Source organism: Burkholderia plantarii (assembly GCF_001411805.1).
In the GTDB taxonomy this organism is placed as follows: Bacteria; Pseudomonadota; Gammaproteobacteria; order Burkholderiales; family Burkholderiaceae; genus Burkholderia; species Burkholderia plantarii.
The window spans coordinates 1,349,796-1,372,522 of sequence record NZ_CP007212.1 but is presented as its reverse complement, the minus strand read 5'-3'; the positions used below and the strand labels follow the sequence as shown (position 1 = coordinate 1,372,522).

Annotated in this window: 21 protein-coding genes; 15 read left to right on the top strand and 6 right to left on the bottom strand. The window is 71.5% G+C overall.

The window, feature by feature from the left end:
* Window positions 1–61: 61 nt before the first annotated feature.
* A complete protein-coding gene (locus bpln_RS05920; RefSeq protein WP_055138314.1) occupies window positions 62–1,927 on the bottom strand; it encodes a phosphoenolpyruvate carboxykinase (GTP) in 1,866 nt (621 codons plus the stop codon).
* A 700-nt stretch (window positions 1,928–2,627) separates the two neighbouring features.
* Between bpln_RS05920 and bpln_RS05915 the strand changes: the two genes are divergently transcribed.
* From bpln_RS05915 to bpln_RS05905, 3 genes are all read left to right on the top strand, one after another.
* A complete protein-coding gene (locus tag bpln_RS05915; protein WP_042624400.1) occupies window positions 2,628–3,068 on the top strand; it encodes an Hsp20/alpha crystallin family protein in 441 nt (146 codons plus the stop codon).
* Window positions 3,069–3,089: 21 nt separating this feature from the next.
* A complete protein-coding gene (locus bpln_RS05910) occupies window positions 3,090–3,548 on the top strand; it encodes an Hsp20/alpha crystallin family protein (protein WP_055138313.1) in 459 nt (152 codons plus the stop codon).
* 261 nt (window positions 3,549–3,809) lie between these two features.
* Complete coding sequence (locus bpln_RS05905) at window positions 3,810–5,279, top strand: DUF2242 domain-containing protein (protein WP_055138312.1); 1,470 nt, start codon at window positions 3,810–3,812, stop codon at window positions 5,277–5,279.
* A gap of 13 nt (window positions 5,280–5,292) precedes the next feature.
* Here bpln_RS05905 and dkgB read toward each other — a convergent pair whose 3' ends face one another.
* Window positions 5,293–6,099 (bottom strand): 2,5-didehydrogluconate reductase DkgB, encoded by an 807-nt coding sequence (gene dkgB / locus bpln_RS05900; protein ID WP_042624398.1) that lies wholly within the window; start codon window positions 6,097–6,099, stop codon window positions 5,293–5,295.
* A 149-nt stretch (window positions 6,100–6,248) separates the two neighbouring features.
* The gene (locus tag bpln_RS05895) at window positions 6,249–7,445 is read right to left on the bottom strand and encodes an MFS transporter (RefSeq protein ID WP_055138311.1); all 1,197 of its coding nucleotides are present in this window, start codon (window positions 7,443–7,445) and stop codon (window positions 6,249–6,251) included.
* Between the two features lie 594 nt (window positions 7,446–8,039).
* On the opposite strand from bpln_RS05895, the gene bpln_RS05890 reads away from it, so the two are divergent.
* Window positions 8,040–8,780: an HAD family hydrolase gene (locus bpln_RS05890; RefSeq protein ID WP_055138310.1), complete on the top strand. Its 741-nt coding sequence runs from the start codon at window positions 8,040–8,042 to the stop codon at window positions 8,778–8,780.
* A gap of 131 nt (window positions 8,781–8,911) precedes the next feature.
* Here the strand turns inward: bpln_RS05890 and bpln_RS05885 are convergent, their stop codons facing one another.
* Window positions 8,912–9,244, bottom strand: a complete 333-nt coding sequence (locus bpln_RS05885) for a DUF2322 family protein (RefSeq protein ID WP_042624395.1) — start codon at window positions 9,242–9,244, stop codon at window positions 8,912–8,914.
* 120 nt (window positions 9,245–9,364) lie between these two features.
* Here bpln_RS05885 and bpln_RS05880 point away from each other — a divergent pair, with 120 nt between their 5' ends.
* Window positions 9,365–9,940 carry a flavin reductase family protein gene (locus bpln_RS05880; RefSeq protein WP_042624394.1) on the top strand — a complete coding sequence of 192 codons (576 nt, stop codon included), beginning with the start codon at window positions 9,365–9,367 and terminating at the stop codon, window positions 9,938–9,940.
* A gap of 93 nt (window positions 9,941–10,033) precedes the next feature.
* Here bpln_RS05880 and bpln_RS05875 read toward each other — a convergent pair whose 3' ends face one another.
* The gene (locus bpln_RS05875; RefSeq protein WP_042624393.1) at window positions 10,034–10,906 is read right to left on the bottom strand and encodes a LysR family transcriptional regulator; all 873 of its coding nucleotides are present in this window, start codon (window positions 10,904–10,906) and stop codon (window positions 10,034–10,036) included.
* A 119-nt stretch (window positions 10,907–11,025) separates the two neighbouring features.
* Between bpln_RS05875 and bpln_RS05870 the strand changes: the two genes are divergently transcribed.
* The 4 genes from bpln_RS05870 (at window position 11,026) to bpln_RS05855 (ending at window position 14,822) form a co-directional block, all read left to right on the top strand.
* Window positions 11,026–12,285: an MFS transporter gene (locus bpln_RS05870; protein WP_055138309.1), complete on the top strand. Its 1,260-nt coding sequence runs from the start codon at window positions 11,026–11,028 to the stop codon at window positions 12,283–12,285.
* A gap of 371 nt (window positions 12,286–12,656) precedes the next feature.
* Window positions 12,657–13,424 (top strand): DeoR/GlpR family DNA-binding transcription regulator, encoded by a 768-nt coding sequence (locus tag bpln_RS05865; RefSeq protein WP_055138308.1) that lies wholly within the window; start codon window positions 12,657–12,659, stop codon window positions 13,422–13,424.
* A 215-nt stretch (window positions 13,425–13,639) separates the two neighbouring features.
* Window positions 13,640–14,323, top strand: a complete 684-nt coding sequence (locus bpln_RS05860) for an HAD family hydrolase (protein WP_055138307.1) — start codon at window positions 13,640–13,642, stop codon at window positions 14,321–14,323.
* A 130-nt stretch (window positions 14,324–14,453) separates the two neighbouring features.
* The gene (locus tag bpln_RS05855; RefSeq protein ID WP_055138306.1) at window positions 14,454–14,822 is read left to right on the top strand and encodes an NUDIX hydrolase; all 369 of its coding nucleotides are present in this window, start codon (window positions 14,454–14,456) and stop codon (window positions 14,820–14,822) included.
* A 173-nt stretch (window positions 14,823–14,995) separates the two neighbouring features.
* Here bpln_RS05855 and bpln_RS05850 read toward each other — a convergent pair whose 3' ends face one another.
* Entirely contained in the window at window positions 14,996–15,676 is a 681-nt protein-coding gene (locus bpln_RS05850) for a flavin reductase family protein (protein WP_042626476.1), read from the bottom strand.
* 260 nt (window positions 15,677–15,936) lie between these two features.
* Between bpln_RS05850 and bpln_RS05845 the strand changes: the two genes are divergently transcribed.
* The 6 genes from bpln_RS05845 (at window position 15,937) to bpln_RS05820 (ending at window position 22,680) form a co-directional block, all read left to right on the top strand.
* Window positions 15,937–16,875 carry a LysR family transcriptional regulator gene (locus bpln_RS05845; RefSeq protein WP_042624387.1) on the top strand — a complete coding sequence of 313 codons (939 nt, stop codon included), beginning with the start codon at window positions 15,937–15,939 and terminating at the stop codon, window positions 16,873–16,875.
* 98 nt (window positions 16,876–16,973) lie between these two features.
* Window positions 16,974–18,122: an aromatic ring-hydroxylating oxygenase subunit alpha gene (locus tag bpln_RS05840; RefSeq protein WP_042624386.1), complete on the top strand. Its 1,149-nt coding sequence runs from the start codon at window positions 16,974–16,976 to the stop codon at window positions 18,120–18,122.
* 47 nt (window positions 18,123–18,169) lie between these two features.
* Entirely contained in the window at window positions 18,170–19,408 is a 1,239-nt protein-coding gene (locus tag bpln_RS05835) for an ABC transporter ATP-binding protein (RefSeq protein WP_055138305.1), read from the top strand.
* Window positions 19,405–20,454: an ABC transporter substrate-binding protein gene (locus bpln_RS05830; RefSeq protein WP_055138304.1), complete on the top strand. Its 1,050-nt coding sequence runs from the start codon at window positions 19,405–19,407 to the stop codon at window positions 20,452–20,454. Before bpln_RS05835 ends, bpln_RS05830 begins: the two co-directional genes overlap by 4 nt.
* Before the next feature lie 79 nt (window positions 20,455–20,533).
* The gene (locus bpln_RS05825; RefSeq protein WP_042624383.1) at window positions 20,534–21,829 is read left to right on the top strand and encodes an ABC transporter permease; all 1,296 of its coding nucleotides are present in this window, start codon (window positions 20,534–20,536) and stop codon (window positions 21,827–21,829) included.
* 23 nt (window positions 21,830–21,852) lie between these two features.
* The gene (locus bpln_RS05820) at window positions 21,853–22,680 is read left to right on the top strand and encodes an ABC transporter permease (protein ID WP_042624382.1); all 828 of its coding nucleotides are present in this window, start codon (window positions 21,853–21,855) and stop codon (window positions 22,678–22,680) included.
* Window positions 22,681–22,727 lie beyond the last annotated feature (47 nt).

Sequence of the window (22,727 nt, the reverse complement as noted above, 5' to 3'; positions counted from 1 at the left end):
GCACGGTTCGAAGCCCGTGCGGCGTCACTTCCAGCGCCCATATGGGCGTGGGCGCGGTTCGTCAGTCGGCCAGGCGCGCCTCGAGCTTCGCGCGCGTGTCGGTCAGCGCCTCGGGCAGGCGCGCCTTCAGCCTGTCGAACAGCTCGTCGTGCAGCGCGAGCTCGTCGCGCCACGCGTCGCGATCGACCGACGCCACCTGCTCGTACTGCTCGGGCGTGAACGCGAGCCCGTCCCAGTGCAGGTCGCCGTAGCGCGGCGTCACGCCGAGCGCATGCTCGACGCCCTCGCCGCGCCCGTCGAGGCGTTCGAGCATCCACTTCAGCACGCGCATGTTCTCGCCGAAGCCCGGCCAGGCGAAGCGGCCCTGCGCGTCCTTGCGGAACCAGTTCACGCAGTAGATCTTCGGCAGCGTCGCGCCGGCCGCCTCGAGCCGCGCGCCGAGCGCGAGCCAGTGCGAGAAGTAGTCGCTCATGTTGTAGCCGCAGAATGGCAGCATCGCGAACGGGTCGCGCCGCACCACGCCCTGCTGGCCGGCGGCCGCGGCCGTGGTCTCGGAGCCCATGGTGGCCGCCATGTAGACGCCCTCGGTCCAGTCGCGCGCCTCGGTCACGAGCGGCACCGTGGTCGAGCGCCGGCCGCCGAACACGAACGCGTCGATCGCGACGCCGGCCGGGTTGTCCCAATCGGCGTCGATCGACGGGCACTGCGAGGCCGGCGCCGTGAAGCGCGCGTTCGGATGCGCGGCCTTGCGGCCGGTCTCGCGGCCGATCTCGGGGGTCCAGTCGTTGCCCTGCCAGTCGCGCAGGTGCGCGGGCGGCGTGTCGGTCAGCCCTTCCCACCAGACGTCGCCGTCGTCGGTCAGCGCGACGTTGGTGAAGATCACGTTCTCGCGCAGCGTGGCGAGCGCGTTCGGGTTGGTCTTCTCGCCGGTGCCGGGCGCCACGCCGAAGTAGCCGGCCTCGGGATTGATCGCGTAGAGCCGGCCGTCGGCGCCGGGCTTGAGCCAGGCGATGTCGTCGCCGATCGTGGTGACCTGCCAGCCCTCGAAGCCGGCCGGCGGGATCAGCATCGCGAAGTTGGTCTTGCCGCAGGCCGACGGGAACGCCGCCGCGATGTGGCGCTTGGTGCCGTCGGGCGCGGTCACGCCGAGGATCAGCATGTGTTCGGCGAGCCAGCCCTCGTCGCGGCCCATGGTCGAGGCGATCCGCAGCGCGAAGCACTTCTTGCCGAGCAGCGCGTTGCCGCCGTAGCCGGAACCGTAGCTCCAGATCTCGCGCGTCTCGGGGAAATGAACGATGTACTTGGTGTCGTTGCAGGGCCAGCGCACGTCGGCCTCGCCGGCCGCGAGCGGATGGCCGACGCTGTGGACGCAGGGCACGAAGTGGCCGTCCTCGCCGAGCACGCGATACACGTCGCGGCCCATGCGCGTCATGATCCGCATGTTGACCGCCACATAGGGGCTGTCGGACAGCTCCACGCCGACGTGCGCGATCGGCGAGCCGAGCGGCCCCATCGAGAACGGCACGACGTAGAGCGTGCGGCCGCGCATCGCGCCGCGAAACAGGCCGTCGAGCGTCGCCCGCATCTCGGCGGGCGCGATCCAGTGATTGGTCGGGCCGGCGTCGTCGCGCGACTCGCTGCAGATGAAGGTGCGATCCTCGACGCGCGCGACGTCGGACGGATCGGACAACGCGAGGAACGAGTTCGGACGCTTGACCGGATCGAGCCGGATCAGCGTGCCCTGCTCGACCATCTGCTCGCAGAGCCGGTCGTATTCGGCCTGCGAGCCGTCGCACCAGACCACGCGCTGCGGCTCGGTCAGCGCGGCGATGCGCGCGACCCAGTCGATCAGGCCGCGATGCTTGACGTAATCGGGTACGTCGAGCAAGGCGGAATGCGTGGCCTCGACCGCATTGCTTCGGGTCATGGAAATCTCCTGGTAGTGGGAAAAGGGAAGCGGAATCCGGGGGCGGCGCGTGTCAGGCTGGACATCGCGGCACGCGGGTGCGGCCCGGCGAGGCGCATGGCGGCTGGCGGCGAGGCGAGCCGGGCATGCCGTCGGGCGGCACCGGTGAGAGGGACGAGGCTCGGCGCGATGCTGCCGGCGCAAGCCGGCCGGCGGCGCGGCGCGCGCCGGTATCGAGGGTGGAAACGATCGCGTCGATCGGCATTGCCGATACGAATCCCCGTCATAAAGAAAAGAAAATCAGCATACCATCGCGCTCCCGCAGTGTGGGACGGCCGCGCGCCAGGCTAGGGGATGATCCCGATAGGGATCGCCCCGAAACGAAAGGGCACGACCCCGTGGGCGGGGTCCGCGCGGCATCGATGCCGCCACGCGAGACCGGCGCGCGTGGCCGGCCCGATACGTCGCCGCGTCCGCCGTTCAATACGAGGCGGTCATCATGGCCGCAACGCACCACTGCCGCTGCACGGCCCGATCGATGCCCCCGCAAGCATCGATTCATCGTCGCCCCAATTTTTCCCTCTTGAATTCGTCGGCACCGCTCCTACCTGTGGAGCCATGAGGCGGTTGCACTGGGCACCGCCGGTTGACAACGCATCGCACACGTCGCGTGCCGTTCGCGCTCGCACTTCGCGTGCCGATCTTCGAGAGGACTCGAACCATGACCACTTATCGTTTCGGTGCCGGCCTGTTCGGCGAACTCGACCGGCTGCAACGGCAGATGTCGGGGCTGTTCGCGGCGCCGACGTTCACGGCCGCCGCGCGCGCCGGCCGCTTCGACGCGTTCCCGCCGATCAACGTCGGCATCACCGATGACGCGATCGAGATCGTCGCGCTCGCGCCCGGCATGCAGGCCGCCGATTTCGACGTGACGATCGATAAAGGACTCCTGACGATCACTGGCGAGCGCAAGGCCGCCGAGGACGCCGCCGAGTCGCGCGTGCTGGCTCGCGAACGCTTCGCCGGGCGCTTCCGCCGCGCCGTCGAGCTGCCGTCGACGGCCGATGCCGGGCAGATCCAGGCGCGTTACGACAATGGTTGTCTGCGCATCCGTATTGCGAAGCGCGCGGCATCGCAGCCGCGTTCGATCCACGTTCAATAATTTGCCGCGAGGAATATCGCCATGACCACGACTCCCGAACTCATCGAGCGCCCCGCCACCGTCGCGCCGGATCACCCCGCCACGGCGCCGCAAGCCGCCGCGCCGCAAGCCGACGTGCGCCGTGAACCGGCCGCAACACGGAGCGTGACCGTCACGCCGGCCGTCGACATCGTCGAGGACGCGCAGGGCGTGACGCTGCGCGCCGACCTGCCCGGCGTCTCGAAAGCGGGCCTCGACCTGCGCGTCCACGAGGCGCGCCTCACGATCGATGCGCACGCCGAACTGCCGGACACGGCGGGGCTGCGCGTGCAGCATGCCGAATGGCACGCGCCGCGCTACCTGCGCAGCTTCACCGTGAGCCCGTACCTCGACACCTCGCGCATCGACGCGAGCCTGCGCGACGGCGTGCTGACGCTGCGGATCCCGCGCCGCGAGGAAGCGCTGCCGCGCAAGATCGAGGTCGGCACGGGCGCGGCCTGATCCGCGCCGGGGCGGCGCGGCAAGCGTGCCGGAGGGTCGGACGCCGCCGCGCGCGCTGCGCCGCCCCGCATCGCACCGCCCGACCCGGCTTCGGTCCCATCCCGCCGCCACGCCGGCGGGATTTTTTCGTGTCGGATCCAACACCGCAACTGCGGGGCGGCATCAGGGGAAACTATAATAGCGGCCGGTCACGCCTTCGGCCCGGCGTCGCGTCACGCGTCGGCGGGCGCGTGCCACGTGGCCCACCCCTTACCCGACGCCATGCACAATCGATCCAGACTGATTTCCCTCACCTGCGCGCTCGCGGCCTCGGCCGTGCTGGCGGCCTGTTCGTCGGCGCCGAAACCGCTTTACACGCAGGAGCAGTTCGATGCGTCGAGCAGCCCTTACACGCACACCTTCCACGAGAACGCGACGGCCACCTGCGAGGCCGCGCGGCGCGCGCTGCTGAGCCAGGGCTACATCACCAACCTGACGCGGCCCGACACCGTGGACGGCAGCAAGAACTTCCAGCCGAACAACGATTCGCACGTGACGATCGAGTTTCACGTGGTCTGCGTCGACGCGGACGCCGATTCGACCTCGACCATCGCCTACGTGAACGCGGTGCAGGATCGCTACACGCTGAAGAAGGCCACCACCTCGGCGAGCGTGGGGCTGTCGGTGCTCGGTTCGGTGTCGCTGCCGATCGGTTCGAGCGACGATTCGATGGTGAAGATCGCGAGCGAGACGATTCCGGCCGGGGTGTTCTACGACCGCTTCTTCAAGCTCGTCGATCACTTCCTGAAGGTCGACCCGGCGCGGCACGGCAAGGCCGCCGCGAAGGCCGCCGAGAAGGAACCGGTGGCGCCGCTGCCGGAACCGGCGCCGAGCACCGGTGCGCCCGGCGACGACGGCGCCGTGAAGCTGAAGACGCCGGCCGTGCCGACGCCGCCGGTACCGTCGCCCGCGCCGGTATCGGGCCTCGCGCCGGTGCCCGTCGCGGCGGCGCAGGCCGGCGCGCTCGCCACGGCCGCACCGAACCGCGCGGTCTCGGCCACGCCGGCGACGTTCCCGGCGGTGTCGCCGGCCGCCGCCCCGCATGCGCAGGCCGCGGTGAACGGCGGCGCGGGGGCGAATGCCGCGAACGCTACGAATGCGGGCAGCGCCGCCAACGCAGCGCCGGGCCCGGCCACGCACGCGGCGGGCGGCCCGCAGGCCGTGGTCGCCTCGACCGGCACCTCGGCCGTGACCACCGGCTCGGCCGCGCAGCCAATCGCCACGCCGACGCCGGACGCGCCGGACGCGCCGGCCGACGTGCAGTCCGCGCTCGCGACGCCGCGCACGGCGGGCACGATGGCCGCGCCGGCGGCAAACCCGGCCGCCGCGGCGCCGGTCGAGCAGAACCATCCGGGCACGCCCGCCGCAGCGCCGGCCGCCGGCAGCGCGGCCATGGCGAGCACACCGGCGGCCGCCACGGCGGCGACCGCAACCACCCCGCCCGCCGCGCCGGCGAACCCGGCGCCCGCTGCATCGGCCGCCGCCGCGCCTCCCACCCCGGCATCGCAACCCGCCCCGGCCGCCGCCAGCGCGGCCAGCCCCACTACCAACGCCGCGAACCCGCCGGCAGCCGCCCCGGCACGACCGGCGCCGGCCGCCTCGGCCACTCAGCCGTCATCGGCCGTCCCGGCCAGCCCCGCCTCCACCACGGCCACGCCGGCCGCGCCGACTCCGGCCAGCGCCCCGCAATAAGCGCGCGACGCGCTCAATCCCAAACGGGCGCCAGCCCCGCCGGGCTCACTTCGCGTCCGTTGCGTTCGAGATCGGCGATGCGCGCCATCTCGTCGTCATCGAGCCGCAGGTTGCGGGCCAGCAGATTGCTCGCCAGGTTCGCGCGCTTCGTCGACGACGGAATCACCGCGTAACCGAGTTGCAGCGCCCAGGCAAGCGCGACCTGCGCCGGCGTCGCGCCGCGCGCGGCCGCGATCGCGCCGAGCACCGGATCGCCGAGCACCTTGCCGTAGGCGAGCGTCATGTACGAGGTCACGGCGATCGCCTGCGAGGCGAGGAACGCCACCAGCGCGCGGTTCTGCAGGTACGGGCTCAGTTCGATCTGGTTGGTCGCGATCGCGCCGGTGCCGAGCACGTCGATCGCCTCGCGCGTCAGCGCGATGTTGAAGTTCGAGATGCCGATCTCGCGCGTGAGGCCGCGCGCCTTCGCGTCGGCGAGCGCCTCGAGCGTGGCCGCGAGCGGCACGCCGTTGCCGGGCGCCGGCCAGTGGATCAGCGTCAGGTCGACCCGGTCGGTGCGCAGCTTCGCGAGACTGGCCTCGAGGCTCGGCACGAGCCGCTGCGGCGCGTAGTGATCGACCCAGATCTTGGTCGTCACGAACAGCGCGTCGCGCGCGATGCCCGACTCCGCGATCGCGCGGCCCACCTCGGCTTCGTTGTCGTAGATCTGCGCGGTGTCGATCGCGCGGTAGCCGAGTGCGAGCGCGTCGCGCACCGAATCGATCACCACCTGCCCTTTCAGGCGAAACGTGCCGAGGCCGAACGGGGGAATGCGAGTCATGATTCGTTGTCCTGTCGATGGGAACGGAGAAGGACCGGCGCGAGCGGGCCGCCGCGCGCCCGCAGGCCGGGGCACGGCGAGGTGGGCGCGGCCGGTGAAGGCGGGCCGCCGGGCGACCGGCCGGCCGATACGATTGAAGCTGCCGCGACTCAGCAGGCGGCCGGGCTCGGGCGCCGGCGCATCTGCGAGAGCACCAGCAGCAGGCCGAGCACGGCGATCGAGGCGCCGACGACCGGCACCGCCGCGTAGCCGAGGCCCGACGAGATCGCCGCGCCGCCGGCTGCCGCGCCGAGCGCGTTGCCGAGGTTGAACGCGCCGACGTTGACCGACGAGGCGAGCCCCGGCGCCTCGGCCGCGGCACGCATCACGCGCATCTGCAGCGGCGGCACCACGGCGAAGGTGGCCATGCCCCACACCAGCAGCGCCAGCGCGGCGCCGAGGTGGGTGGCGGCCAGCACCGGGAACGCGACCATCACGACGATCAGCAGCAGCAGGAACGCGATCAGGCTGCCTTCGAGCGAACGGTCGGCGAGCTTGCCGCCCGCCACGTTGCCGATCGAGAAGCCCACGCCGATCAGCACCAGCATCGCGGTCACGAAGGCCGGCGTGGCATGCGTGAGCTGCGCGAGCGCGGGCGCCACGTAGGTGTAGAGCGTAAACATCGCGCCGGCGCCGAGCACCGTGGTGGCGAGCGCGCCGAGCACCACCGGCCGCCGCAGCACCGCGAATTCGGCGCGCAGGTTCGGCATCGCGCCCGTCTCGCCCTTCGGCAGCGCGGCGAGCAGGCCCGCGATCGCGAGCAGGCCGAGGCCGGCGGTGGCGACGAACGACATGCGCCAGCCGATCGCCTGGCCGAGCCAGGTGGCGGCCGGCACGCCGCCGACGTTGGCGATCGTGAGTCCCATGAACATGGTGGCCACCGCGCTGGCCTGGCGCTCGCGCGGCACCACCGAGGCGGCCACTACCGAGCCGATGCCGAAGAACGCGCCGTGGTTGAGGCTCGTCACGAGGCGCGCCAGCAGCAGCGTGGTGTAGTCGGGGGCCAGCGCCGAGAGCAGGTTGCCGAGCGTGAAGATGCCCATCAGCAGGATCAGCGCGGTGCGCCGCGAGGCGCGCGCGAGCAGCAGCGTCATGACCGGCGCGCCGACCATCACGCCGATCGCGTAGGCGCTGATCAGCATCCCGGCGGTCGGGATCGACACATGGACGCCGTCGGCGATCACGGGCAGCAGGCCCATCGGCGAGAACTCGGTGGTACCGATACCGAACGCGCCGACGGCCAGCGCCAGCAGCGGCAGGTTCGAGCGCGCGGCCGGCTGCGCGGCGCGGGTGGGGGAAGCGTTCATGGCGGGCGGATCCTGTAACGGAGCGGGCGCGGCTGGCGGGGAAGCCCGCCGCCGCGCCCGCGGATTCGGTTGATGCGTAGTGTGCCCGGCATGTTGCCATGCAAAAAGCGGCCGCGTCGCGAAAGACTCTTGATTTTGAGTCAAGGATCGTGACGCCGCCCGGATCGGAAGCCAATGTGGGGCCACGCGGGAATCTGGCTGAAGCGTCGAATGAAATCTGATTTTTCCTGAATTTCATTCAATATTTGGTCGAAAATGCGAATGAAACGACATCGCTTCCCGCCATGCTTCTCATGGCAGGTCGGCCGCCGCCGAACACCGAATTCCATCCAATAATCTACGTTCGCGCTTTCGTTAAGACATCAGGCGATTGAGTTTTTCGCATCGCAGCAATCGATACGACGCATCGCGCTGCGACTGGGCGCCCCATGTTTCCGCGTCCTTGTCGCGCCTGAGACACAAGGCCGCAGCACCGGCCCGCCGCCCCCGAGCCAGCGCGCGACATCGTTGCGCCGCATGTCGCAAACCGGTCGCGCCGTGCATCGTGCCGACCGATGTTACCGGTATGATTACCCGTTACCGCAGGAGAAACACATGTCATCCCCCCTCCCCTCCACGCCGCGCGAGGACCGCGCGCTGATCAGCGACTGCGACGGCGTGCTCGTCGACAGCGAAGCGATCGCCGAGCGCATCGTGATCGAACGGCTCGAAGCCCTCTGGCAGGTCGAAGGCGTCCACGACGCGATCCGTCCGCTGCTCGGCATGCGCACCGCGGTGGTGCTGACCCAGGCCGCCGCCGCGTTCGGCCGCATCATCAGCGAGGAACAGATCCATTCGATTCGCGAGGAAATCCGCACGCGCGCGGCCGACGCGCCGAAGATCCCCGGCGCCGTCGAGGCGCTGCGCGCGCTGCCGCTGCGGCTTGCCTGCGCGAGCAACAGCGATCTCGACTACGTGGCGCGCGTGGTCGCGCGGCTCGGCCTCGATACCTGTTTCGGCGGCCGGCTCTTCACGGGCGACCGCGTCGCGCAGCCGAAGCCGGCGCCCGACGTCTATCTGGCCGCCTCGCGCGAGCTGCGGGTGCCGCCCGCCGGCTGCGCGGTGATCGAGGACAGCGTGACGGGCGCGCGCGCCGCGCTCGCGGCCGGCATGACCGTGCTCGGCTTCACCGGCAGCGCCCACCACCCGGCGGAACGCCGCGAGGCGCTGCGCGAGATCGGCGTCCATGAAACGTTCGAGCGGATGAGCGAGTTGCCGGGGCTGGTCGAGCGCTGGCTCGACGGCGAATTCGGCGTGGCGCGCGAGGCGCAGGAGCGCGCCGGCTCGGAAGCCTGAGGACACGCGGCATCGCGAAGCGATGCCGGCGGCGGCTGAAAGCGGTGGGATGAACGCCGAATGTCCGGCATGTTGCGGCGGCTGCGCGGCGGCCTGCACCACGCGGCCGCGCCGGTCGTGACGGCAGCCCGTCAGGCAGCCGCGATCACCTCGATGCGCAGCGCGCCGCCGCCCGCGGCCACTTCCAGCAGCCGGTCGACGTTCGGATGCGCGCCGGGACGACTGCGTGCGTCGGCCGTGTGCTCGCCGAACACCGCGAGGCCGTGCTGGGCCGCGCGCGCGTCGAGCGTGCCGAACGCCTGCCGCAGATAGTGATAGACGGCCAGCGAGCCCTGCTTGCCCGGCTTGTTCTCGATGGTCGCGACGACGGCGCCGCCGGCATCGACGAGATCGATCCGTTCGATGCCGTCGATCGACGGCAGTTGCGCGAGATTGTCCTTGAATACGGGAGTCGGTTGAATCACGGCGGGTTCCTCGGGGTCGGGAAAAGTCGGGGGCTCGTATGGTAGCGGAACGTGGCGCAAGCTGGTGGCCGTCCCGGTAGAATCGGCCGCTTCGCCCACTCTCCCGCACGCTTTCCTCCCATGACGCATTTCGCTCCCGTCCGGCTCGAACACGCGAGCCGCCTGCTGAACCATGGTCCGACCGTGCTCGTCACGAGCAGCGACGGCACGCGCCGCGACGTGATGGCCGCGGCCTGGTCGATGCCGGTCGAATTCACGCCGCCTCGGCTGGCCGTGGTGATCGACAAGACCACCTTCACGCGCGAGCTGATCGCGGCGAGCGGCACGTTCGGCATCGTGGTGCCGGGCTTCGCCGCGCTCGACCTGACCTTCGCGGTGGGCGGCACCAGCGGACGCGACGGCGACAAGTTCGCGCGTTACGCGATCGACGCGCGGCCCGGCCCCGTGCTCGGCGTGCCGGTGATCGAGCAGGACTGCGTGGCCTGGCTCGAATGCCGGTTGATCCCCGAGCCGCACACCGAGCAGGCCTACGACACCTGCTTCTGCGAGGTGGTGTCGGCGGCGGCCGACAGCCGCGCGTTCTCGAACGGCCACTGGACGCTCGACGACAGCAACGAAGCGCTGCACACGATCCACCATCTCGGCGCCGGCAAGTTCGTGCGCGCCTCGGGTCTGATCGTGGCGAAGCCGCTGTAACGGCACCTCGCCCGCCGGCACCCTCCTGCTCGCTCTCTCGCCCTTTCACGCCCTTTCACGCCCGCCGGCCAGCGCGCCGGCGGCTCGCCACGCTCACAGCAGCGCGATCAGGTTCGCGACCACCGCCTCGCGCTCGCGTTCGCGCGTGGCCAGCGCGAGCCGCGCCACGGCCGGCGCGCCGTCGATGTCGAGATAGCGCACGCCCTGCACGCGCACCTGTTCGAACGCGGCCGGCACGATCGACACGCCGAAGCCGGCCGCCACCAGATTGATCACCGACGAGATCTGCGGCGCCTCCTGCGCGAGCCGCGGCGTGAAGCCGGCGCGCCGGCACGCGTCGAGGATCTCGGCGTAGAGCGTCGCGCCCGACGGCCCGGGCACCAGCACGAAGGCCTCGTCGGCGAGCGCGTCGAGCGCCACGCGGCGGCGCTTCGCGAAACGGTGCGCGGCCGGCACCACGAGCTTCATCGGCTCGTCGGCGAACGCGCGCAGCCGGATCCCGTCGAACGCCTCCACGCCGGGCCGCACGAACACGGCGTCGAGCTGCTCGTCGAGCAGGCGGCGCACGAGGCTCGGCGTGTTGGCCTCGTCGAGCGTGACCTCGATGGCCGGCCACGCGGCCTTGAAGCGCTGGATCAGCGCCGGCACCACCGGATTGAACACGGCCGAGGCGGTGAAGCCGAGCCGCAGGCTGCCGGTCTCGCCGCTGCCGGCCTGACGCGCCGCGCGCATCGCGCGCGCGGCGTCGTCGAGCGTGCGCGCGGCCTCGACGCGAAACGCCTCGCCGGCGCTCGTCAGCACCACGCCGTGCGCGGTGCGCCGGAACAGCTCGACGCCGAGCTCGCGCTCGAGGTTGCGGATCTGCTGGCTCAGCGGCGGCTGGCCGATGCCGAGCCGTTCGGCGGCACGCGTGACGTTCGACGCCTCGGCGATGGCGAGGAAATAACGAAGATGGCGCAGTTCCATGGTATCTGTGAAACGTCTTTCTCCGATCCTTTTCATATATTGGACAGTATAACTACGGGTGCGGACAATGGAGCCCTGTCATCCGTTACCCGTCCCGCCGGCGCGTGCCGGCCATCGCCATGAACACCGTCTCCCCCACTTCGGCCGCGCCCGGCGCCGACACGCGCATCGCGCCCGGCAGCGCCAGCTATCGCCGCATCAGCCTCGCGCTGTTCCTCGCCGGCTTCTCCACGTTCTCGCTGCTCTACTGCGTGCAGCCGCTGCTGCCGCTGTTCTCGAACGCGTTCTCGATCGGTGCGGCGCAGAGTTCGCTCGCGCTGTCGCTGTCCACCGGCTGCCTCGCGTTCGCGATCCTCGCGGCGAGCGCGCTGTCCGAGCGCCTGAGCCGGCGCCGCCTGATGTTCGCGTCGATGGCGCTGGCCGCCGCGCTGAACGTGGTGGCGGCCTGGATGCCGAGCTGGTCCGGGGTGCTGGTCGCGCGCGCGCTCGAGGGGCTGGTGCTCGGCGGCGTGCCGGCCACCGCGATGGCCTACCTGGCCGAGGAAATCCAGCCGCGCGGCCTGGGCCTGTCGATGGGGCTCTACGTGGGCGGCACCGCGTTCGGCGGGATGGTCGGCCGGGTCGGCATGAGCATGCTCGGCGGCTGGATGTCGTGGCGCGCGGCGATGCAGTGGATCGGCGTGATCGACCTCGCGGTGGCGGCCGGCTTCGCGCTGCTGCTGCCCGCCTCGCGCCATTTCGCGCCGCGCGCGGGCGTGCGGATCGCCGAGCACGTCGCGTCGTGGCGCCGCCAGCTAGCGCATGCGGCGCTGCCCGCCGTGTTCGCGATCGGCTTCCTCGCGATGGGCGAGTTCGTGACGATCTACAACTACGCGGGCTTCCGGCTGATGGCGCCGCCGTTCTCGCTCGACGCCACGCGCACCGGCCTGATCTTCAGCGCCTACGTGTTCGGCATCGCCGCGTCGTCGACGGCCGGCGCGCTGGCCGACCGCTTCGGCCGGGTTCCCGTGATGGTGGCCGGCATCGCCACCAGCGCGGCCGGTGTCGCGCTCACGCTCGACGCGTCGCTGGCGGTGGTGATCGCCGGCATCACGGTGCTGACGATCGGCTTCTTCATCACGCACTCGGTCGCGAGCAGCTGGGTCGGCCTGCTCGCGCAGGGCGCGAAGAGCTACGCGTCGGCGCTCTACCTGCTCGCGTACTACCTCGGGTCGAGCGTGCTCGGCTCGTGGGGCGGGCAATTCTGGCAGCAGGGCGGCTGGCACGCGGTGGCCGGCTACGCGCTCGCGCTGCTGGCGGCGGGCATCGTCTGCGTCGCCTATCTGGCGCGCGTCACGCGCGCGGCGCCGGCCGCGGCGGGCGCCGTGACGCGCGGCTGAGGGCGGGTACGCGGCGCGCGTCATGCGTAACGCCGGCGCGCACGCCACCGACGGCCGGGCGACGGCGGCGCGCGCCACTGTCGCCCGGGCCGCCTCGCCGGCATACGCGCCCGGTCCTCCGCCCGGTCCTGGTCCGTCAGCGCGATCCGTCGTCCCTCCGCCCCGCCCTCGCCCCGCCCTCACCCTCACCCTCACCCTCGCCTCGCCCTCGTACCGCCCTCGTACCGCGTCCCACCGGCGCTCCTCGCGCCCATCCTCGCCCCGCCCCGGAACTGCCACGCAAGTCTGCAACACTGGCGCCTCGTCCGGGCGCGCGGGGTCGCGCCCGCGGCCGGCCCGCCGGCGCATTCGACAGCACGGGACGACATCTCATGTGGCAGGAAGACCGTCATCAGCGCATCCGCGCGCTGCTGGCCGCGCTGCGGCGCGCGTCGACGGAACGGATCATGGCGGAGCTCGGGGTGTCGCGCGAGACGGTACGGCGCGACCTGCTGGACCTGGAGGCAGCGGGCGAGCTGATCCGCGTGCGCGGCGGCGCGATGCATCCCGATGCCGCCGTGCCGGCCGAACGCGCGCCGGCGCGCGAACGCATCGAGCGCGCGATCGCGAAGGCGGCGGCGGGCCAGATCGGCAGCGGCCAGACGCTGTTCATCGACGCCGACCCGATCAACAACGCGCTTGCCGACGAACTCGCGAAGTTCACGGGCCTGACCATCGTCACCAACTCGCTCGAGGTGGTCGCCCGGCTGCGCGCGCCGGGCGCCTGCGCGAGCCCGGCCAACGAGGTGGTGGTGCTGGGCGGCACGCTCGCCGCGCGCACGCTCGCGACGGCCGACGCCGAGACCGTGCGCGAGGTGCGGCGCCACCACGCCGATCTCGCGCTGCTGGCGCCGGGCGGGCTCGACGCGCGCCACGGCGCGAGTCACGCGGACCGCGCCGAGGCCGAGGTCGCGCGCGCGATGTGCGAGGCGGCCGAGCGCGTCGTGATGCTGGCCGACGCCGACCGGCTCGGCCGGCACAGCCGCCTCGCCTACTGCGCGCCCGAGGCGGTCGACCTGCTCGTCACGCATCGCGGCGCGACCGACGCCGAGGGCTTCGCGGCGCTCGCCGGGCGCCTGCCGAAAATCGTGCTGGCCTGAGCGCGGCCGCGCCCGCCGGGCGCCCCGTCAGGCGCCGGTAGTTGCGCGCGCCACCACCGGGCCGCGCCGCCGCGCGGTTGTAAAGTTTTGCTGATTTGTCATTTTGTGGATTTCTCGTTAGCATTTTTCGACTTTCCGGCCGACCCCACGCCGCGCCGCGCCCCGGAATCCCCCGGAATTCACCCCGTTCGTTCCCAGATTGTCAGGAAGTCCCGATGAGCCGTCACCTCGCGCTGTTCGACCTCGACCACACCCTGCTGCCGCTCGACAGCGACCAGTCGTGGGCGCACTTTCTCGTGACGCTCGGCATCGACGGCGCGGCAGAGCACGTGGCATCGATCGACCGGCTCTACCGCGACTACGCGGCGGGCGAGCTCGACATGGACGGCTACCTGCGCGTGGCGCTCGCGCCGCTCGCGCGCCATTCGCGCGCGCAGCTCGACGCGTGGCACACGCAATACATGACGGCCGTGATCGAGCCGGCGATCGTGCCGGCCGCGCGCGAGCTGATCGCGCGGCACGCCGATGCGGGCGATCTCTGCTGCATCGTGACGGCCACCAACGCGTTCGTCACGGCGCCGATCGGCCGCGCGCTCGGCTTCGAGCACCTGCTCGCGATCGAGCTCGGCACCGAGGGCGACGATCCGGCCGCGCGCTACACGGGCCACCCGATCGGCGTCGCGACGTTCCGCGAAGGCAAGATCACGCGCACCGAGCAATGGCTCGCCTCGCTCGGCCACCGGCTCGACGATTTCCCGCGCAGCTTCTTCTACAGCGATTCGATCAACGACCTGCCGCTGCTCGAGCGCGTCACCGATCCGGTCGCCACCAACCCCGACGCACGCTTGCGCGCGCTGGCCGGCGAACGCGGCTGGCCCGTGATCGAACTGTTTGCCTGAGCGCGGGCGCCTCGCCGCGGCGCCCGGCCCCGGCCGACCCGATCGCCACGCCGACGCGGCGGCACCAAGCAGCAGGCATGCGGACCCGGCGTCCGCGAGCCGCCGCTCCGAACCGATTGCCGAAAATTCGATGAAAGAACGCGCCACCATCCTGTGCCGCCGCGCCAACAAGATCCTGCTCGTGACGCGCCCGCGATCGCGCTGGGCATTGCCGGGCGGCACGATTCACAGCGGCGAGTCGCCGCTCGACGCGGCCCGGCGCGAGCTATACGAGGAAACCCGTCTCGACGGCATCGCGCTGCACTACGCGTTCCTGTTCGGCGGCCTGTCGAAGCGCCATCACGTGCTCATCGCCGACGTGCCGCGCGGCTGCAAGGCGATCGCCAGCAACGAGATCACCAGCTGCCGCTGGTTCGGCCGCCGGCGCTTCGAGACGCTCGCCGTCAGCGTGCCGACACGCAAGATCATCGAACTCGTGACGAAGATGGCGGCCGGCTAGACGCCGGCGGCCGCCGGCGCCGGACTGGCGCCCGCCCCGGGGCGGGGGCGCGCCGCGATGGCGGCGGCCGTCCGCTGCAGCGCCGCGCGAACCTGCGCTCGCCACCGCATCGGCGGCGGTCCGACGTCGCGCCCACGCCGCGAGCGCCCGGCCGGTGCCGCCGCGCCGGCCGTTCAATCGAACGCGCGCCCCATCCGCTCGGCGTCCTCGGGGGTCTGCGGACGCAACAGCTCGAACATCGCCGACGGCTCGATCTGCGCGTAGTCGCCGCGTCCGCCCGCGCGCAGCACCGGCCGTGCCTCGGCGGTGCGATAAACGCCGTCGCGCAGCAGCTCGTGGCGGATATGCACGGCCACCACCTCGCCAAGCACGAGCCAGGTATCGACCTCGACGCCGTCGGCGCCCTGCAGCCGGATGATCTGCGTCTTGCGGCATTCGAAATGCACCGGGCTCGCGGCCACGCGCATCGCGCCCACGCGGCGCGACGGCAGCAGTTCGAGGCGCGCCACGGCCGCCTCGCTCTCGCCGCGCGGCAGCGGCGCGCAGCTGATGTTCATCTGCTCGACCAGCGCGCGCGTGGTCAGGTTCCAGACGAATTCGCCGGTCGCGTCGATGTTCGCGACGCTGTCCTTCCAGCCGATGCTCGCGAAGCCGACCAGCGGCGGATGGTAGTTGAAGCCGTTGAAGAAGCTGTAGGGCGCCAGATTCGGCCGCCCCGCGGCGTCGCGGCTCGAGATCCAGCCGATCGGGCGCGGCCCGACGATCGCGTTGAACGGATCGTGCGCGAGGCCGTGGCCGGTCGCGGGTTCGTAGTAGTGAAACGGGGAATCCGGGGTGACCTGTGATGCGCTCAAGCGATGCTCCTGCCAGAAATCGGATGACGAAAGGCGAGGCGCACGCCCCGCGCGCCGCCGCAGCCAGAACACTAGCGCATCCGGCCCGCGCGTGCAGCGCGTCATGCCGGCCGCGCGCGCCGGCGGGCGGTCCGGCCCCGCGCATCCGGAACACCGGTCCCGCAGGGCACGGCATTGTTTTCGGCTAGGCGAAACATTTCTGTCCACCCACAATCGGCGCGATTCCGTCACCCGTCGTCCCTTCCCACCGAGCGTGCCTCATGGAAAACGTCCCGTTGCGCTATTCGCTGCGGCAGCTTCGCTACTTCGTCGTCACCGCCGAGGCGCTGTCGTTTACCGCCGCGGCGCGCCAGTTGCACATCTCGCAGCCGTCGATCTCGACCTCGATCGCGGAACTGGAGGCGTCGTTCGGCCTCCAGCTGTTCATCCGCCATCACGCGAGCGGCCTGTCGCTGACCCCGGCCGGCCGCGACATGCTCGGCCAGGCGCGCAATCTGCTGAAGAATGCGGAGGAACTGCAGACCGCCGCGCGCGACATGGACGGCGGCATGTCGGGCACCATCGCGCTCGGCTGCCTCGTCTCGCTCGCGCCGCCGCTGCTGCCGGCGGTGATGAGCCGCTTCGTGGCGGAGCACGCCGGCATCGGCTTTCGCACCTTCGAGGCGCACCAGGACGACCTGCTCGACGGGCTCGGCGACGGCACGCTCGACATCGCGCTGACCTACAGCCTCGATCTGTCCGACGACATCGCGTTCACCCCGCTCGTCTCGCTGCCGCCCTACGTGATCCTGCCGCACGGGCACCGGCTCGCGCGCGGCGCCTCGGTGGCGCTCGAGGACCTGCTCGACGAACCCTACGTGCTGCTCGACCTGCCGCACAGCCGAGAGTACTTCGCCGCGCTGTTCGCGCCGCTCGGCCGGCGCCCGGTGCCGGCGTTTCGCTCCTCGCAGCCCGAGGTGGTGCGCGGCATGGTGGCCAACGGGCTCGGCTACAGCATCCTGAACTTCCCGCTGCGCTCGACGGCCACCGTGGACGGCACCAGCTTCGCGATCCGGCCGTTCCGCGACGCGGTCACCGCCACCATGCTCGGCATCGCGATGTCGCGCGCGATGAAGCCGCGCCAGCTGATCACCCGCTTCGCCGCATTCTGCGAGTCCTGCATCCCCGAGCTGCATGGGCGCGCGCCCGTCGCTGCATAGGAAAAAACTGGCTGTTACATCCGAAAAGAATATTTTGGCTGGCAATTTGACTTGTTAGATTGGTGGCGTACCGAACCCGCATCGCCCGAAGGACGCCCATGAACCGCACGCCAGCCGCCCCGCACTCCGCCGACGAGATCGTCCTCGCCCTGCGGGAAAACTGCGCGCGCGAGTTCGACGACGCACGCGCGATGCCGCCCGCCGTCTACACCTCCGACGCCTTCCTCGAACGCGAGCGGCAGACGATCTTCCGCGACGAGTGGCTGTGCGTGGGCCGCGCCGGCGCGCTCGCCAACCCGGGCGACTACCTGACGGCCGACCTCGGCGGCCAGCCGGTGGCGGTGCTGCGCAGCGAGGACGGCACGCTGCGCGCGTTCTCGAACGTCTGCCTGCACCGCATGTCGGTGCTGCTGGAAGGACGCGGCAACGTGCGCCGCATCGTCTGCCCCTATCACGCCTGGAACTATTCGCTGGACGGCCGCCTGCAAGGCGCCCCGTTGATGGATCGGCAGGCCGGTTTCTGTAAGGAGGCCTATGCATTGCCGGCGGTGCGCTGCGAAGTCTGGCAGGGCTGGATCTACCTGACGCTCAACGACGCCGCGCCGCCGGTGGCCGCGCAGCTGGCCGAACTCGACGCGCTGATCGCGCGCTACGGCATGGGCGACTACGTGGAGACCTTCCACGAGGAACACGTCTGGGACACCAACTGGAAGCTGCTCGCCGAGAACTTCATGGAGAGCTACCACCTGCCGATGCTGCATCGGGCCACGGTCGGCCCGCATTCGAAGCTCGACGAGATGGAATGCCCGCCCGGCCTGCCCGCCTTCAACCATCACTGGATCACCAAGGAGGCGACGCTGCCGATCGGCAACGCGCATCCCGACAACCGCCGCCTCGAGGGCCACTGGCGCCGCACCACCGCGCTGCTCGCGATCTACCCGAACCACCTCGTCACGCTCACGCCCGGCTATTTCTGGTATCTCGTGCTGCAGCCGCTCGGCGTCGATCGCGTCGCGATCCGCTTCGGCGGCGGGCTCTCGCCCGAGTTCATCGACGATCCCGACGCGGCCGGCCACATGGCCACGCTCAAGGCGCTGCTCGACGAGGTCAACGCCGAGGACCGGCGCGGCGTGGAGGCGGTGTTCCGCGGCGTGCGCGCGCCGCTCGCCGCGCCCGGCCACCTGAGCCACCTCGAACGGCCCAATTACGACTTCGCGCGTTACCTCGCCGCGCGCGTGGGCGCCTGAGCCCGCGCCGCCCGTTCCCGATTCACCGTTCCCGCAAGCGCACCACGATGGCCAGCCCACCCTTCATTTCGTTCGTCGGCGTCAGCAAGTCCTACGACGGCCGGCACGCCGTGGTCGACGGACTCGACCTCGACATCGCGCGCGGCGAGTTCGTCTCGCTGCTCGGGCCGTCCGGCTCCGGCAAGACCACCACGCTGATGATGCTGGCCGGCTTCGAGACGCCGACCGACGGCACCATCCTGCTCGACGGCCGGCGCCTCGACGACAAGCTGCCCCACCAGCGCGACATCGGCATGGTGTTCCAGAACTACGCCCTGTTCCCGCACATGACGATCGCGCAGAACGTGGCGTTCCCGCTGTCGGTGCGCAAGGTCCCGCGCGCCGCCCGGAAACTGCGCGTCGCGCGCGCGCTCGAGATGGTCGAGCTCTCGCACCTGGCCGCGCGGCGTCCGGCCCAGCTCTCGGGCGGCCAGCAGCAGCGCGTGGCGCTGGCGCGCGCGCTGGTGTTCGAGCCGAGCGTGGTGCTGATGGACGAGCCGCTCGGCGCGCTCGACAAGCGGCTGCGCGAGACCATGCAGTACGAGATCATGCGGCTGCATCGCGAGCTGGCGCTGACGATCGTCTACGTCACGCACGACCAGAACGAGGCGCTGACCATGTCGAACCGCGTCGCCGTGTTCTCGGACGGACGCATCCAGCAGGCCGCCACGCCCACCGAACTCTACGAGAACGCGCAGAACGCGTTCGTGGCGAACTTCGTCGGCGAGAACAACGGCCTCGCGGGCCGCGTCGCGGCGATCGACGGCGAGCTGGCCACGCTGGCCGTCGGCACGACGGGCGCGACCGTGGTCGGCCGGCTCGGCCCCGGGCTGCAGGTCGGCGAGCCCGCCACGCTCGCGCTGCGCCCCGAGCGCGCCGGCGTGGCCGCGCCGGACGCGGGCGGCGCGCCGGCCGATTTCAACACGCTCGCGGCGAGCGTCCACGAACTGGTCTATTGCGGCGACCATCATCGCGTCCACCTGCGCCTGCCCGACGGGCAGCCGATGGTCGTCAAGGTCGCCAACACGCGGCTCGTCGAGCTGCCGCCGGTGGGCGCGACGGCCCACGTGATCTGGCGTCGCGACGACTGCAAGGTGCTGGCCGCCGCCGCGCCGCGCGCCGCCCGACCGACTGCATCGGCTCGCCCGGCCCCGGCCACCTCGTCCGCCGGGTCCGCGCCTTCCGAATCCGCTCCCTCGACCGTTTCCCCTTCCGTCCCGCCTCTCGCTTCCGGAGTCACCCGATGAAAACGTCCCCCCCCCGCTTCGCCGCCGCGGCCATCGCGGCCCTGGCCCTGCTGCCCGCGCTCTCGCGCGCGGCCGACACGCTGTCCGTCGTCACCTTCGGCGGCGCCTACGAGGCGGCCGCGCGCCAGGCCTGGTTCGTGCCGTTCGGCGCGCAGACCGGCGCGAAGTTCGCGACCGAGTCCTACGACGGCGGCCTCGCCAAGCTGCAGGCGATGGAGCAGGCGAAGAACCCGACCTGGGACCTGGTCGACATGGAGACCAACGACGCGATCAACGCCTGCGACGAGGGCCTGCTCGAAAAACTCGATCCCAAGGCGCTCGGCAAGACCGGCGACTTCCTGCCCGGCGCGCTGCGCGACTGCTCGGTGGCCGCGATGGTCTGGTCGACCGTCTACGCCTACGACGCCACCAAGCTGAAGACGCCGCCCACCACCATCGCCGATTTCTTCGACCTGAAGACATTCCCCGGCAAGCGCGGCCTGCGCAAGTCGCCGAAGGTGACGCTCGAGTGGGCGCTGATCGCCGACGGCGTCGCGCCCGCCGACGTCTACAAGACGCTCGCCACGCCGGCCGGGCTCGACCGCGCGTTCCGCAAGCTCGACACCATCAAGTCGAGCATCGTCTGGTGGGAGGCCGGCGCGCAGGCGCCGCAGCTGCTCGCCGACGGCGCGGTGACGATGGTGCAGGCCTACAACGGCCGCATCGACAGCGCGGTGCATCAGGACAAGAAGCCGTTCCGCATCGTCTGGGACGGCCAGGTCTACGACTACGAATGGTGGGCCGTGCCGAAGGGCGCGAAGCATGCCGACGCGGCGAAGCAGTTCATCGCGTTCGCCGCGCAGCCGAAGGCCTATGCGGACCTGACGAAGTACATCGCCTACGCGCCGCCGCGCAAGGATTCGCTGCCGCTCGTCGCGAAGGAGCGCCTGGCCGACCTGCCGACCGCGCCGGCCAACTTCAAGCGGCCGCTGCAGATCGATGCGGGCTTCTGGGCCGACAACGGCGACGAGATCGGCAAGCGCTTCCAGGTCTGGCTGACGAAGTAAGCCGCACGCCACGCCATCACGCGCGCCGGCGGCCCGGGCGGTCGATCCGCCCGGCACCGGCGCGCAGGAGTTCCGCCTCATGAAGATCCTTCCGCAACCGGCGCCGGCCGGCCCGCCGCCCGCGGCACCGGCAGCGCAGGCAGCCCCCCGGGCGCACCGGCTCGCGGCCCAGGCGGCCAGCTACCGGCGCGCGCGCCGCAAGGCCGCCACGCAGGCGCTGCTGCTCGCGCTGCCGCTGCTGGTATTCCTGCTCGCCACCTTCATCGCGCCGATCGCGATCCTGCTCGCGCGCAGCGTGCGCAACCCGGAGGTGCCGGGCGCGATGCCGCAACTCGCGCACGTGCTGCGCCAGTGGGACGGCCGGGGCGTACCCGGCGAAGCCGGCTTCGCGGCGCTGGCCGCCGGCCTGCGCGCGGCCGCCGAGGCCGGCAGCCTCGGCGAGGCGGCGCGGCGCATGAACTTCTACCAGCCCGAATTCCGCAGCCTCCTGCTGAAGACGGCGCGCACGGTGCGCGCCCACGACGGCGGCGGCCCGTGGCGGCCGCTGCTGGTACAGGCCGACGCGCGCTGGGGCCAGCCCGACACCTGGCGGCTGCTCAAGCGCGCCTCGTCGGCCTGGACACCCGACTATCTGCTCAACGGCATCGACGCGCAGGTCACGCCGGAGGGCCGGGTGGCCGCGGTGCCGCCCGACAGCGCGGTCTATCGCGCCGCGTTCGCGCGCACCGTGTCGATCAGCGCGACCGTCACGCTGCTGTGCCTCGTGCTCGCCTACCCGGTGGCGTGGCTGCTCGCGAACCTGCCGCCGAGGCAGGGCAACCGGCTGATGCTGTTCGTGATCATCCCGTTCTGGACCTCGCTGCTGGTGCGCACCACCGCCTGGTACGTGCTGCTGCAGCCGGGCGGCGTGGTCAACCGCGTGCTGCTCGCGCTGCACCTCGTCGACGCGCCGCTGCCGCTGATCTTCAACCGCGCCGGCGTGCTGATCGGCATGACGCACGTGCTGCTGCCGTACATGATCCTCGCGATCTATTCGGTGATGAAGGGCGTGCCGCCGATCTACCTGCGCGCGGCGCAGTCGCTCGGCGCGCATCCGGCGGTGGCGTTCGTGCGCGTGTACATGCCGCAGACGCTGCCCGGCGTGGGCGCCGGCTGCTTTCTCGTGTTCGTGCTCGCGCTCGGCTACTACATCACGCCCGCGCTGCTCGGCGGCGCCGGCGACGAGATGATCAGCCAGCTGATCGCCGCGCAGACCAACGACCTGCTGAACTGGGGGCTGGCCGGCGCGCTGTCGGCCTACCTCGTGATCTTCACGGCCGTGTTCTATTTCATCTTCAACCGGCTGGTCGGCGTCGACCGGCTGCGCTTCGGCTGAACGCACCACCCGGGAGCCCCATCGTGCAACTGACGAACAGCATTCCGTCGATCCGGCTCGCCAAGCTCGGCCTGCGCGTGCATTGCACGCTCGTGCTGGCCTTCCTGGTCGCGCCGATCCTCGTCATCATCCCGCTCTCGTTCAACTCGGGATCGTACTTCTCGTATCCGATGGAGGGCTTCTCGCTGCGCTGGTACGCGCAGGCGTTCGGCAGCCCCGACTGGCAGCGCGCGTTCGCCAACAGCCTCGGCATCGGCGCGGTTTCCACGCTGATCGCCACCAGCCTCGGCACGCTGGCCGCGCTCGGCCTCGCGCGCGAGAACTTCCCGTACCGCTCGCTGATCATGCCGCTCCTGATCTCGCCGATGATCATCCCGATCGTAGTGGTGGCGGCCGGCTTCTACCTGATCTTCGCGCCGCTCGGGCTCGTCAACTCCTACCTCGGCGTGGTGCTCGCGCACGCGGCGCTCGGCACGCCGTTCGTGGTGATCACCGTGACGGCCTCGCTGCTGTCGTTCGACCAGAGCCTGCTGCGCGCCTCGGCCGGGCTCGGCGCGCGGCCGTGGACCACCTTCCGGCGCGTGACGCTGCCGCTCATCACGCCGGCCGTGGCCACCGGCGGCGTGTTCGCGTTCGCCACCTCGTTCGACGAGGTGATCGTGATCCTGTTCATCGGCGGCCCCGACCAGCGCACCGTGCCGCGCCAGATGTGGAGCGGCATCCGCGACCAGATCGATCCGTCGATCCTGGCCGTGGCCACCGTGCTGATCGCGTTCGCGATCGCGCTGTTCGGCTGCATCAACTGGCTGCACGCGCGCACGCGCGCCGCGAACGCGGCGGCCGCGGGCTGAGGGCGCCGCCGGGAAGCCGGACGCGGGTCACGGCGCCGGCGCGGTCC

Coding starts and splice junctions, on each gene's coding strand:
- bpln_RS05920 (WP_055138314.1), bottom strand. CDS start 1,927: ATGACCCGAAGCAATGCGGTCGAGGCCACGCATTCCGCCTTGCTCGAC.
- bpln_RS05915 (WP_042624400.1), top strand. CDS start 2,628: ATGACCACTTATCGTTTCGGTGCCGGCCTGTTCGGCGAACTCGACCGG.
- bpln_RS05910 (WP_055138313.1), top strand. CDS start 3,090: ATGACCACGACTCCCGAACTCATCGAGCGCCCCGCCACCGTCGCGCCG.
- bpln_RS05905 (WP_055138312.1), top strand. CDS start 3,810: ATGCACAATCGATCCAGACTGATTTCCCTCACCTGCGCGCTCGCGGCC.
- dkgB (WP_042624398.1), bottom strand. CDS start 6,099: ATGACTCGCATTCCCCCGTTCGGCCTCGGCACGTTTCGCCTGAAAGGG.
- bpln_RS05895 (WP_055138311.1), bottom strand. CDS start 7,445: ATGAACGCTTCCCCCACCCGCGCCGCGCAGCCGGCCGCGCGCTCGAAC.
- bpln_RS05890 (WP_055138310.1), top strand. CDS start 8,040: ATGTCATCCCCCCTCCCCTCCACGCCGCGCGAGGACCGCGCGCTGATC.
- bpln_RS05880 (WP_042624394.1), top strand. CDS start 9,365: ATGACGCATTTCGCTCCCGTCCGGCTCGAACACGCGAGCCGCCTGCTG.
- bpln_RS05875 (WP_042624393.1), bottom strand. CDS start 10,906: ATGGAACTGCGCCATCTTCGTTATTTCCTCGCCATCGCCGAGGCGTCG.
- bpln_RS05870 (WP_055138309.1), top strand. CDS start 11,026: ATGAACACCGTCTCCCCCACTTCGGCCGCGCCCGGCGCCGACACGCGC.
- bpln_RS05865 (WP_055138308.1), top strand. CDS start 12,657: ATGTGGCAGGAAGACCGTCATCAGCGCATCCGCGCGCTGCTGGCCGCG.
- bpln_RS05860 (WP_055138307.1), top strand. CDS start 13,640: ATGAGCCGTCACCTCGCGCTGTTCGACCTCGACCACACCCTGCTGCCG.
- bpln_RS05855 (WP_055138306.1), top strand. CDS start 14,454: ATGAAAGAACGCGCCACCATCCTGTGCCGCCGCGCCAACAAGATCCTG.
- bpln_RS05845 (WP_042624387.1), top strand. CDS start 15,937: ATGGAAAACGTCCCGTTGCGCTATTCGCTGCGGCAGCTTCGCTACTTC.
- bpln_RS05840 (WP_042624386.1), top strand. CDS start 16,974: ATGAACCGCACGCCAGCCGCCCCGCACTCCGCCGACGAGATCGTCCTC.
- bpln_RS05835 (WP_055138305.1), top strand. CDS start 18,170: ATGGCCAGCCCACCCTTCATTTCGTTCGTCGGCGTCAGCAAGTCCTAC.
- bpln_RS05830 (WP_055138304.1), top strand. CDS start 19,405: ATGAAAACGTCCCCCCCCCGCTTCGCCGCCGCGGCCATCGCGGCCCTG.
- bpln_RS05825 (WP_042624383.1), top strand. CDS start 20,534: ATGAAGATCCTTCCGCAACCGGCGCCGGCCGGCCCGCCGCCCGCGGCA.